This window comes from Streptomyces sp. NPDC003011 (genome assembly GCF_053591515.1).
The window spans coordinates 26,458-37,663 of record NZ_JBSFTY010000035.1; the positions used below are offsets into that span (position 1 = coordinate 26,458).

At 74.4% G+C, this 11,206-nt stretch carries 11 protein-coding genes; 5 read left to right on the forward strand and 6 right to left on the reverse strand.

The window, feature by feature from the left end; genetic code table 11:
- Positions 1–78: 78 nt before the first annotated feature.
- The 4 genes from ACWD0J_RS19285 (at position 79) to ACWD0J_RS19300 (ending at position 3,780) form a co-directional block, all read left to right on the forward strand.
- Positions 79–930 carry a transporter substrate-binding domain-containing protein gene (locus ACWD0J_RS19285; RefSeq protein ID WP_451497013.1) on the forward strand — a complete coding sequence of 284 codons (852 nt, stop codon included), beginning with the start codon at positions 79–81 and terminating at the stop codon, positions 928–930.
- 4 nt (positions 931–934) lie between these two features.
- The gene (locus ACWD0J_RS19290) at positions 935–1,768 is read left to right on the forward strand and encodes an amino acid ABC transporter permease (protein ID WP_451497014.1); all 834 of its coding nucleotides are present in this window, start codon (positions 935–937) and stop codon (positions 1,766–1,768) included.
- Positions 1,765–2,556: an amino acid ABC transporter ATP-binding protein gene (locus tag ACWD0J_RS19295; RefSeq protein WP_451497015.1), complete on the forward strand. Its 792-nt coding sequence runs from the start codon at positions 1,765–1,767 to the stop codon at positions 2,554–2,556. The genes ACWD0J_RS19290 and ACWD0J_RS19295 overlap by 4 nt, the downstream gene beginning before the upstream one ends.
- A 132-nt stretch (positions 2,557–2,688) precedes the next feature.
- Positions 2,689–3,780, forward strand: coding sequence for an amidohydrolase family protein (locus ACWD0J_RS19300; RefSeq protein ID WP_451497016.1), 1,092 nt, complete (start codon positions 2,689–2,691; stop codon positions 3,778–3,780).
- A gap of 190 nt (positions 3,781–3,970) precedes the next feature.
- Here the strand turns inward: ACWD0J_RS19300 and cobC are convergent, their stop codons facing one another.
- The 6 genes from cobC to cobM are packed head-to-tail and all read right to left on the reverse strand — an operon-like array spanning position 3,971 to position 10,327.
- Positions 3,971–5,062 (reverse strand): Rv2231c family pyridoxal phosphate-dependent protein CobC, encoded by a 1,092-nt coding sequence (gene cobC, locus ACWD0J_RS19305; protein WP_451497017.1) that lies wholly within the window; start codon positions 5,060–5,062, stop codon positions 3,971–3,973.
- Positions 5,052–5,978: a sirohydrochlorin chelatase gene (locus tag ACWD0J_RS19310; protein ID WP_451497018.1), complete on the reverse strand. Its 927-nt coding sequence runs from the start codon at positions 5,976–5,978 to the stop codon at positions 5,052–5,054. Before ACWD0J_RS19310 ends, cobC begins: the two co-directional genes overlap by 11 nt.
- Positions 5,975–6,565 (reverse strand): precorrin-8X methylmutase, encoded by a 591-nt coding sequence (locus ACWD0J_RS19315; protein ID WP_451497019.1) that lies wholly within the window; start codon positions 6,563–6,565, stop codon positions 5,975–5,977. The genes ACWD0J_RS19310 and ACWD0J_RS19315 overlap by 4 nt, the downstream gene beginning before the upstream one ends.
- Complete coding sequence (gene cobJ, locus ACWD0J_RS19320; protein WP_451497020.1) at positions 6,562–8,283, reverse strand: precorrin-3B C(17)-methyltransferase; 1,722 nt, start codon at positions 8,281–8,283, stop codon at positions 6,562–6,564. The genes ACWD0J_RS19315 and cobJ overlap by 4 nt, the downstream gene beginning before the upstream one ends.
- Positions 8,280–9,512 carry a precorrin-6y C5,15-methyltransferase (decarboxylating) subunit CbiE gene (gene cbiE, locus ACWD0J_RS19325; protein ID WP_451497021.1) on the reverse strand — a complete coding sequence of 411 codons (1,233 nt, stop codon included), beginning with the start codon at positions 9,510–9,512 and terminating at the stop codon, positions 8,280–8,282. The genes cobJ and cbiE overlap by 4 nt, the downstream gene beginning before the upstream one ends.
- The gene (gene cobM, locus ACWD0J_RS19330) at positions 9,509–10,327 is read right to left on the reverse strand and encodes a precorrin-4 C(11)-methyltransferase (RefSeq protein ID WP_451497022.1); all 819 of its coding nucleotides are present in this window, start codon (positions 10,325–10,327) and stop codon (positions 9,509–9,511) included. Before cobM ends, cbiE begins: the two co-directional genes overlap by 4 nt.
- Before the next feature lie 102 nt (positions 10,328–10,429).
- Here cobM and ACWD0J_RS19335 point away from each other — a divergent pair, with 102 nt between their 5' ends.
- A complete protein-coding gene (locus ACWD0J_RS19335) occupies positions 10,430–11,200 on the forward strand; it encodes a ZIP family metal transporter (protein WP_451497023.1) in 771 nt (256 codons plus the stop codon).
- Positions 11,201–11,206 lie beyond the last annotated feature (6 nt).

The window sequence follows — 11,206 nt, forward strand, 5'->3', positions numbered from 1 at the left end:
GACCATCGGTTTGGTTGGAGGCACTCAAACCCATCCTTATAATCAGAACCTCCCGTTTCTCCCACAGGAAGGCCCGCCGTGAACACGCTCATCGGGCGCCGGACCCGTGTCCTGGCCGCCATCACCGCGACGGCCGGGCTGGTGCTCGTGTCCGCCTGCACCTCCAGCGACAACGGCGGCAGCGGCTCGAAGACCGCCGCCGGCGGGGTCGAACTGGTCAAGGCCGGACAGATCACCACCTGCACGCACCTGCCGTACCCGCCCTTCCAGTCGGAGATCGACGGCAAGGTGCAGGGCTTCGACGTCTCCCTGATCGACCTGGTCGCCAAGGACCTGGACGTGAAGCAGGAGATCCTCGACACGCCCTTCGAGAACTTCAAGACCGGTGCCTTCCTCAACGCCGGCGAGTGCGACCTGGCCGCGGCCGGCATGACCATCACCGAGGAGCGCAAGAAGAACGTCGACTTCTCGGACCCGTACTTCGACGCCACCCAGGCCGTCCTGGTCGACAAGGACAGCGGGCTCGGCTCCCTCGCCGACGTGAAGTCCAAGGGCGCCGAGCTCGGCGCCCAGGCCCAGACCACGGGCGAGGACTACACGAAGAAGGAAGGCTTCGACCCGGTCTCCTTCGAGTCCTCCGACGCCGTCCTCAACGGCCTGCGCTCCGGCCAGGTCAAGGCCGTCGTCATCGACTACCCGGTCGTCCAGGGCTGGCTGAAGAACAAGGCCAACGCGGACGCCTTCAAGGTCGTCGACAACCTCAGCACCGGGGAGCAGTACGGCTTCACGGTGAAGAAGGGCAACACCGAACTGCTCGCCGCCGTCAACAAGGCCATCGCGGACGCCAAGGCCGACGGCACGTACAAGGAGCTGTACGAGAAGTGGATCGGCCCCTACGACGAGTCCGCCGCCTCGCCGTCCGCCTCCTGACCCCATGACCGACGCGGACGTACCACTCCAGCCCAGGAAGAAGGGCCTGACCCGGCGGCAGAAGCGCCGGCTGTCGCAGGGCATCCAGTACGCCGTCTTCGTCGCCGCCGTGATCGCCTTCGCGGTCTCGGCGGACTGGGGGCGGCTGAAGAACCAGTTCGCGCAGGCGGACATCGCCGAGCAGATGTTCCCCGACGTCATCACGCTGGCGCTGAAGAACACCGTGCTCTACACGCTGTCCGGCTTCGTCGTCGGACTCGTGCTCGGCATGCTGATCGCGCTGATGCGGCTGTCGTCGGTGGGCCCGTACCGCTGGTTCGCCGGTGTGTACATCGAGATCTTCCGCGGTCTGCCCGCCCTGCTGATCTTCATCTTCATCGGCGTCGCCGTCCCGCTCGCCTTCCCGGGCACGGAGATCATCGGCGGCACCTACGGCAAGGTCGCCCTCGCGCTCGGCCTGGTCGCCGCCGCGTACATGGCGGAGACGATCCGCGCGGGCATCCAGGCCGTGCCCAAGGGACAGCTGGAGGCGGCCCGTTCGCTGGGCTTCTCGCCGGCCCGGGCGATGGTCTCGATCATCATCCCGCAGGCGTTCCGGATCATCCTCCCGCCGCTCACCAACGAGTTGGTGCTCCTGTTCAAGGACTCCTCGCTGGTGCTGTTCCTCGGCGTCACCCTGGAGGAGCGCGAACTGTCCAAGTACGGCCGCGATCTGGCCAGTACGACCGCCAACTCCACGCCGATCCTGGTCGCGGGCCTGTGCTACCTGCTGGTCACGATCCCGCTCGGCTTCGTCGTGCGCCGCATGGAGGCCAAGGCCCAGGAGGCCGTGAAATGAGCCGACCGGAGATCCGCGTCCAGGACCTGCACAAGTCCTTCGGCGACAACGAGGTCCTGCGCGGCATCGACCTGGAGATCGGCCAGGGCGAGGTCGTCTGCGTGATCGGCCCGTCCGGCTCCGGCAAGTCGACCCTGCTGCGGTGCGTGAACCTGCTGGAGGAACCCACCCGGGGCCGGGTCTTCGTCGGCGGCACCGAACTCACCGACCCGGACGTCGACATCGACGCCGTACGCCGCCGGATCGGCATGGTCTTCCAGCAGTTCAACCTCTTCCCGCACCTGTCGGTGACCGAGAACCTCACGCTGCCGCAGCGCCGGGTGCTGCGGCGGGGCAAGGCCGAGGCCGCGAAGGTGGCCGCCGAGAACCTGGAGCGGGTCGGGCTCGCCGAGAAGGCGGACGCCTATCCCGCCTCCCTCTCCGGCGGCCAGCAGCAGCGCGTCGCGATCGCCCGGGCCCTGGCCATGGGCCCCGCGGTGATGCTCTTCGACGAGCCGACCTCGGCGCTCGACCCCGAACTGGTCGGGGACGTCCTCGCGGTGATGCGCAGGCTCGCCCACGAGGGCATGACCATGATGGTCGTCACCCACGAGATGTCCTTCGCCCGCGAGGTCGCCGACCGGGTCGTCTTCATGGACGGCGGCGTGATCGTCGAGGACGGCACCCCCGAGCAGGTCATCGCCGCCCCCCGGCACGAACGCACCCGCCACTTCCTCTCCCGGCTCCTCGACCCCGCGATGGCCGAGGTGGAGGAGGAGACGTCGGACCAGGTGGGCGGCAGCGGCTGACGCGGCGGAAAAGGGCATACGCGCCTGCGCCGCCCCCGGTCCCGCGGACGCCGTCGTGCGGGGCATGACGGCACCCGGCGACGCGGGCGGCCCCGGACCAGGCGGTCCGGGCCGCTGGCTAAGGTGCGATGCATGAGTGAACGCGCCGTGCTGCACGTGAAGGGACGGGTCCTGGCGGGGCCCGACGACGTCCGCGACGAGCTGTGGGTCGTCGGCGGCCGGATCTCCTACGACCGTCCCGGCGGCGCCCGTGACGTGCGCACCGTCGAGGGCTGGGCGCTGCCCGGCCTCGTCGACGCCCACTGCCATGTGGGCCTCGGACCGCACGGCCCGGTCGACCGGGACACGGCGGAGAAGCAGGCGCTGACCGACCGCGAGGCGGGCACCCTGCTGATCCGCGACGCGGGATCGCCCTCCGACACCCGGTGGACCGACGACCGCGCGGACCTCCCCGAGATCATCCGCGCGGGCCGGCACATCGCCCGCACCCGCCGCTACATCCGCGGCTACGCCCACGAGATCGAGCCCGGCGACCTGGTCGCGTACGTCGCCCGGGAGGCCCGGCGCGGCGACGGCTGGGTGAAGCTGGTCGGCGACTGGATCGACCGCGACCTCGGCGACCTGGCGCCCAGCTGGCCGCGGGACGCGGCCGAGGCCGCCATCGCCGAGGCGCACCGCCTCGGCGCCCGCGTCACCGCCCACTGCTTCGCCGAGAGCTCCCTGCGGGACCTCGTCGAGGCGGGCATCGACTGCGTCGAGCACGCGACGGGACTGACCGAGGAGCTGATCCCGCTGTTCGCCTCGCACCGCGTCGCGATCGTCCCGACCCTCGTCAACATCGCCACCTTCCCCCGGCTCGCCGACGGCGGCGAGGCGAAGTTCCCCCGCTGGTCGGCCCACATGCGCCGGCTGCACGAGCGCCGTTACGACACCGTCCGCGCCGCCTACGACGCCGGCATCCCGGTGTACGTCGGCACCGACGCCGGCGGCACCCTGCCCCACGGCCTGGTGGCCGCCGAGGTGGCGGAGCTGGTCACCGCCGGCATTCCCCCGCTCAAGGCCCTCGCGGCCACGTCCTGGGCGGCCCGGGAGTGGCTCGGCCGCCCGGGTCTGGACGAGGGCGCCCCCGCCGACCTGGTGGTGTACGACACGGACCCGAGGGCCGACGTACGGGTCCTGTCGGCGCCCCGGAGGATCGTGCTGAACGGACGGGTCGTCGGCTGAGGCACGCGCCGTCCCCGGGGAAGAGCAGCGCCCTCCCCCGTCTCGCCCCGGTCCGCGCAGGCGGCTGGCCTGTACGGCCGAAGCGACGCCGGGCGAGGCCGGGGGCACGGCCGCGCAGGTCCGCGCCACCGACGCGGACGGCACCACCACGACCGCTTCCCGGACGGCACCCCGGAGCGGGTGCCCCGGCTCAGCGACGCGCCAGTGTCACCGCTCGGTCCAGAGCCTGGAGGAAGGAGTTGACGACCGCCCGGTCCCGTACCGCCAGCCGCAGCCACTCCTCGCCCAGCCCGGGGAACGTGTCCCCGCGCCGGACCGCGAACCCGAGGTCGCGCAGGTGCCGGCGGACGGCGGCGGCCCTAGGCAGCCGTACCAGGACGAACGGCCCCTCGGCGGGCCCGGCCACCCGCAGTCCGTCGGCGGCGAACTTCTCAAGGCCCGCGACGAGATGGGCCCGGTCGGCGGCGATGCGGCGGGCCGCGTGGGCGGCCTCGGCCAGCGCCCGCGGCGAGACGCACGCCTGGGCCGCCACGAGGGCGGGGGTGGACACCGGCCACAGGGGCTGGGCCCGCTCCAGGTCCGCGACGGTCTCCGGGGCGCCCAGCACGTAACCGATCCGCAGCCCGGCCAGCCCCCACGTCTTGGTCAGGCTGCGCAGGACCACGAGCCCGGGGACGTCCGTGCGCCCGGCCAGCGCCTCCCGCTCGCCGGGCACCGCGTCCATGAACGCCTCGTCCACCACCACCGTCCTCCCCGGACGCGCCAGCCGGGCGATCACGGCCGCCGGATGCAGGACCGACGTGGGGTTCGTCGGGTTGCCGATCACGACCAGGTCCGCGTCCTCGGGGACGGCCGCCGGATCCAGCCGGAAACCGTCCTCGGCCCGCAGCAGCACCCGGTCCACCGTGTGACCGGCGTCCCGCAGCGCCGCCTCCGGCTCCGTGAACTGCGGGTGCACCACGACCGGCCGGCGGACCTTCAGGGCGCGCGCGAGCAGCACGAACGCCTCCGCGGCCCCCGCCGTCAGCAGGACCCGTTCCGCCGGGAGCCCGTGCCGCTGGGCCACCGCCGCCCGCGCGGCCCGCCCGTCGGGATAGGCGGCCAGCCCGGTCAGCGACGCGGCGATCCGCTCGCGCAGCCACCCGGGCGGCGTGTCCGCCCGCACGTTCACGGCGAGGTCGACCAGTGCCGAGCCGTCGTCGCGCACCTCGGCGTCACCGTGGTGCCGCAGGTCGTGCCCCGCCGTGCCGTGCCCGTCCGTGCCGTGTCCCTCAGTGCGCATGGGAGTGTGCGTGTCCCCCGTGGTGGTGCCCGTGGTGGTGGCCGTCGTCGTCCGGGTGGAAGTGCGGCTGCTGCGGCAGGCCGACCTTGTCCTCGAACCCGGGCAGCGCGATCCGGTACACGCACGAGTCGCAGTTCATCCGCAGGTCGCCCTTGACGGCCTCCTCGTACCGCTCCATCACCAGGTCCAGCAGCTCCGGCTCCGGACCGATCACGTCCGCCGACCGCACCTCGACGTCCGGGTGCGCCGCGGCCCAGCCCTCCGTCTGGTGCCGCACCCGGTCCGGCAGGATCCCGGTGAACAGGAAGTAGGGCAGGACCACGATCCGGCGGGCCCCGAGCCGCACACACCGGTCCAGGCCGCTCGGCACGTCCGGCGCGGCCAGCGACACGAACGCCGTCTCCACGCCCGCGTACCCGCGTCCCTCCCACAGCAGCCGCGCCGCCTTGAGCACCTCGGCGTTCGCGTCGGGGTCCGTGGAGCCGCGCCCGACCAGCAGCACGGTCACGTCGGCCCGGTCCTCGGGCGTGCGCACCGACTCCCCGAGCGCCTCGTCCAGCCGCCGCTCCAGCACGCTCAGCAGCGCCGGGTGCGGACCCAGCGGACGGCCGTAGGTGTACGAGATCCCGGGGTGCCGCTCCTTCTCGCGGGACAGCGCGGCCGGGATGTCGCCCTTGGCGTGACCGGCGGACACCAGCATCAGCGGGACGGCGGCGAAGCGGCGTACCCCCCGCTCCACCAGCTCGGCGACGGCGTCGCCCAGCGGCGGCGGGGACAGTTCGATGAAGCCGCCCGCGACGGGCAGGCCGGGGTGGCGGGCGCCGAGCTCCCGTACGAAGTCGCGGAACGCCTCGGCTCCGGCATCGTCCCGGGTCCCATGGCCGGCGATGAGCAGGGCGGGCGGCGGGGTGGTCACTGTTTCTCCTCGGAAAGCGAAGTGGGGTGGTACAGCAGGGCGTTGAGGGCGGCTGCGGCGACCGCCGAGCCGCCCTTCTCGGACACGTTGCTCACGGCGGGCAGCCCGCTCGCGCGGAGCGCGGCCTTCGACTCGGCCGCGCCGACGAAGCCGACGGGCAGGCCGATGACGAGCGCGGGGGAGGCGTCCAGGGTCAGCAGCTCCTCCAGGGCGGTCGGCGCACAGCCGATCACCCACAGGGCGCCGGGCCCGACCTGTTCGTAGGCCAGCCGGACCGCGTGCGCCGAACGCGTCAGGTCCGGGCCGGACCGGGCGTCCCGCAGCCGGCACACGGTCTCGCGCCGGGTGATGCCCGCCGCGACCATCTCCACGTCGACGACGACGGGCGCCCCGGCGTGCAGCGCGGCGTGCGCCGCCACCAGCTCGCCCTCGTCGAGGACGAGGTCGTCGGCGTACTCCAGGTCGGCCGCGGAGTGGATGACCCGCTCCACGACCGCGCGGGTCAGCGGCGGGAAGTGCGAGGTGTCCAGGCGGGCGCGCAGCCGCCGGAAGGACTCCTGCTCGATGGGATGCACCACGCGGTTCACCGGGCCTCCTCCTGCTTCTCCGGCCGGCTCTCCTGCCAGCGGTAGCCGCGCGGCGTCACCATGCGTCCCGCGATCTCGCGGGTCGCCGTGTTGCCGACGGTCACGACCGTCATCATGTCGACCGTCGCCGGGTCGAGGGCGGCCAGCGTCGTGAGGCGACGGGACTCGTCCGGCCGGGACGCGTTCCGTACGACACCGACCGGCGTCGTCGGCTCCCGGTGCCCGGCGAGGATCGCGAGGGCCTTCGGCAGCTGCCAGTCCCGGCCCCGGCTGCGCGGGTTGTAGAACGTCACGACGATGTCCGCCTCGGCCGCCGCCCGTACCCGCCGCTCGATGACCTCCCACGGCGTGTGCAGGTCGGACAGGCTGATCGACACGTGGTCGTGGCCCAGCGGCGCGCCGAGGATCGCGGCGGCCGCGAGGGCGGCGGTGACCCCGGGCACACCGATCACGTCGATGTCGTCGGAGGCCTCGGCGAGCGCGGGGGAGGCCATGGCGTACACGCCGGCGTCCCCGCTGCCGATCAGGGCGACGGCCTGCCCCTTGCGGGCCTCCTCGACGGCCGTGCGGGCCCGCTCCTCCTCGGCGCCGAGCCCCGACTCCAGGATCCGGGTGCCGGGCCGCAGCAGGTCACGGATCTGGTCGACGTACTGGTCGAGCCCGACGAGCACGGACGCGCGCCGCAGCTCCTCCTTCGCCCGCGGGGTGACCAGGTCCCGGGCGCCCGGTCCGAGCCCGACCACCGCGAGCCGCCCGCGCGCGGGACGCCGGACGACGGCACAGGTCGCCATCGCGGGCCGCCCGTCCGCCCGCTGCGACTTCCGCTTGGGGACGAGGAGTTCACCCCCGCGGCCCCCGCGCAGCAGCGCGGCGGCCTCGGCGACGGAGGGGGTGCCGACGGCGGCGAGCGGCGCGTCGGAGGGGTGGGGCACGTCGACGGCCGCCAGCTCCTCGGCGGAGTGGGTGACCAGCGGCACCCCGAGGTGCCGCGCGGCCTGCACGATCCCCGGTTCGTCCGCCTTGGCGTCGACGGTGGCGAGTTCGGCGACGGACGCGGGGGAGAGGCCGGCCTCGCGCAGCGCGCCGCCGATCAGCTCCAGCACCTCCTCGGCCGGGGCGCCCCGGGAGGCGCCGACGCCGACCACGAGGGACGGCGGGCGGAGCACCACCTCGTGCGCGGCCGCCTCGACGAGACGGTCCGTGACGCGGATCGCGTACGTCCCGGCGCCGGCCACCCGCAGCGGGGGCAGGGGCCAGGCCACCTCCGCCTTCAGGGCCACCGGCTCACCGTCGAGCAGGGCCCGCGAGACCCCGGCGACATCCCCCTCCACCGGGAACCCGAGCGTGTCCAGCCCCGGCAGCCCGGCCGCGTCGGTCGCCGTCGTCACCACGGGCCGCGCGCCGAGGACCTCCGCGACCGCGACGGCGAGGTCGTTGGCACCCCCGCCGTGCCCGCCCACCAGGGACACGGCGAACCGCCCGCCCTCGTCGACGCACACCACACCCGGGTCCGACGCCTTGTCACCGAGCAGCGGCGCGACCAGCCGTACGACCGCGCCGGTGGCGAGGAAACACACGAGCTGCTCGCACTGCGCGAACGCGGCCCGTACGGCGTCCCCCACGGGACCCTCGTACACGCGCACCCGGTCCGGCCACGCGGCGGCCAGCCGGTCCCGCGCAGCCGCGCCCGCCGAGGTGGCGGAGATGAGGCCGATCACTGGGCAACTCCTTCAGCATGTGCCGGGGGCCGTACGCCCCACAGCAGGAAAACGGGATTGGTCGCCGCGAGCCGGGTCACGTCTCCCGGCAGCGGCGCGAGCCGGGACGACTGGAGCAGGACGCCGTCGCAGTCGAACCCGGCGCCGGTGAGGGCCGCGCGCGCGGCGGGCACCCGGTCGAGCGCGGCCATCGCGACCACGACGGTGCGCCGGGCCCGCCGCGCGCACGCCGTGACGACGGCGGGCAGTTCGCGCCCCCCGCCGCCGACGAACACCGCGTCGGGCTCGTCCAGGCCGGCCAGCGCGTCCGGCGCCGTCCCGTGCACCACCCGCACGTCCACTCCGTGCGCGGCGGCGTTCGCCCGGATCCGCTCCACCCCGTCGGGGCTCTTCTCGACGGCCGTCACGGCCGCGCCGAGCCGCGCGCACTCCACGGCCACCGAACCCGAGCCCGCGCCGACGTCCCAGACCAGGTCGCCGAGGCGGGGCCCGAGCCGGGCCAGCGCCAGCGCCCGGACCTCGAACTTGGTGATCATCGAGTCGCGGTGGGCGAAGGCCCCCTCGTCCAGGGCCCAGCCGGCCGGACCGGGCGGCGCCCCGGCCACCGTCCGCACGCCACCGAGCGCCCGCGCCTCGTCCAGGCACAGCACCACGCTCACCGCCGGCCCCCAGTCCCGGCCCGCGGCCTCGGCCGGAGTCACCCGCTCCACCCGTTCGTCCGCCGAGCCCAGCGCGGAGGCGACCACCAGGACCCGGGCGTCCGAGGCGAGCGCGGCGCCCAGTTCGGCCGGTCCGGACCCCGGCCCGGTCAGCACGGCGACCTTCGGCCGGGCCCGGCACACGTTGACCGCCGTCCGCAGCTCACGCCCGTGCGCGCTCACCACCACCGCGTCGTCCCACGGCAGCCCGGCCCGCGCGAAGGCGGCGGCGACGGAGGAGACACCGGCCCGGACATCGAGCCGCCCGGCACCGAACCGCTCGGCCAGCGCCCGCACGATCCCGAAGAACCCGGGGTCGCCCGAGGCGAGCACGACGACCCGGCGGCCCGTACCGACGTAGTCCTCCATGGCGTCCAGCGCGGGCGCCAGCGGCCCCAGCACGATCCGCTCGGCCGTCTCCGGCAGCCGTACCGCGTCCAGGTGCCGGCGTCCGCCCACGACCAGCTCCGCCCCGGCGAGGACGTCCGGGGACGGCGGCGCTCCCGTCCCGGTGCCGACCACCGTGATCACGTGCTCGCACCCCGGGAGCGCAACGCCCTCCTGGCCTCCGGGTCGGCCTTGCGGTACCCGTGGAAGTGACCGGGGTGGTACAGGTGCGAGCGGGTGCCCTCGGCGTCGAGCGCCGGACCGACCAGGAACAGGGTGTGCTTCCAGAGCTTGTGCTCCTTGACCGTCTCCTCCAGGGTGCCGATCGTGCACTTCACGACCAGTTCCTCCGGCCAGGTCGCCTGATAGGCGACGACGACGGGCGTGTTCGTCGGATAGCCGCCCTCCAGCAGCTCCCGCACGAGCTGCCCGCTGCGGGCGGCCGACAGGAAGATCGCCATGGTGGTGCCGTGCTTGGCGAACTCCCGCACCTCCTCCCCGGGCGGCATCGGCGTCTTGCCGCCGCCGAGGCGGGTCAGCACGACCGACTGCGCGACCTCGGGGATGGTCAGCTCGCGCCGCGCCAGCGCCGCCACGGCGGAGAAGGCGGAGACCCCGGGCACCACCTCGGTGTCGATGCCGATCCGGGCGCACCGGTCGAGCTGCTCCTGGGTGCCGCCCCACAGCGCGGGGTCGCCGGAGTGGATGCGGGCCACCCGCAGGCCCTCGGCCCGGGCCCGCTCGTACACGGCCACCACGTCCTCCAGCGACATCGTCGCCGAGTCGAGGATCTCCGCGCCCTCGCGGGCGTGCTCCAGGACCTCCGCCTGGACCAGGCTGGCCGCCCAGATCACGACGTCCGCCTCGGCGATGGCGCGCGCGGCACGGAACGTCAGCAGGTCGGCGGCGCCGGGGCCGGCACCGACGAAGGTCACCTTGCCGGTGGGGGCATCGGCCATGGGAAACGGTCCTCTCTTCACGGTCTGTTCAAGGTCTTACGCGTCCGGCCGGCGCCGGCGCCGGAGGTGCGGGACGGGGCGGTGATCGGATAGCAAGAGCACATGGCTGTCCTCGTCGCGCTCGGCGCGTTCCTCATGACGCTGGCCGGCGGCTGGACGGCGCTGCGCGTGACCGACCGCCGCCATCTCGTGCTGGGCCTGGCCGGCGGCCTGATGCTGGGCGTGGTCGGCCTCGACCTGCTGCCGGAGGCACTGGAGGCGGCGGGCACGGAGGTCCTCGGCGTCCCGGCCGCGCTGCTGCTGTTCGTGGCCGGCTTTCTGCTGGCCCATCTGGTGGAACGTCTGCTGGCCGCCCGGCAGGCCGCGCACGGCGCCCGGGCGGTGTACACGGCCGCGTCCCCGGAGCACCCGGGCCGGGGACTGCGCGACGGCCGGACCCCCGAGGTGGGCCTGACGGCGGCCGCCGCGATGGTCGCCCACAGCGCCATGGACGGCGTGGCGATCGGCGCGGCCTTCCAGATCGGCGGCGGCATGGGCGCGGCGGTCGCCCTGGCCGTCGTCGCCCACGACTTCGCGGACGGCTTCAACACGTACACGATCACCAGCCTGTACGGGAACGCCCGCCGCCGGGCGCTCGCGATGCTGTTCGCGGACGCCGTGGCCCCTGTGGCGGGCGCGGCGTCCACGCTCCTCGTCACGATCCCTCAGGGGCTGCTCGGCGGCTATCTCGGCCTCTTCGGCGGCGCGCTCCTGTACCTCGCGGCCGCCGAGATCCTGCCCGAGGCCCACCACGAGCACCCCGCCCGCCCGACCCTGCTGTGCACGGTCGCCGGGGTGGTGTTCATCTGGCTGGTGGTGGGCGTCGCCGAATGACGTGGC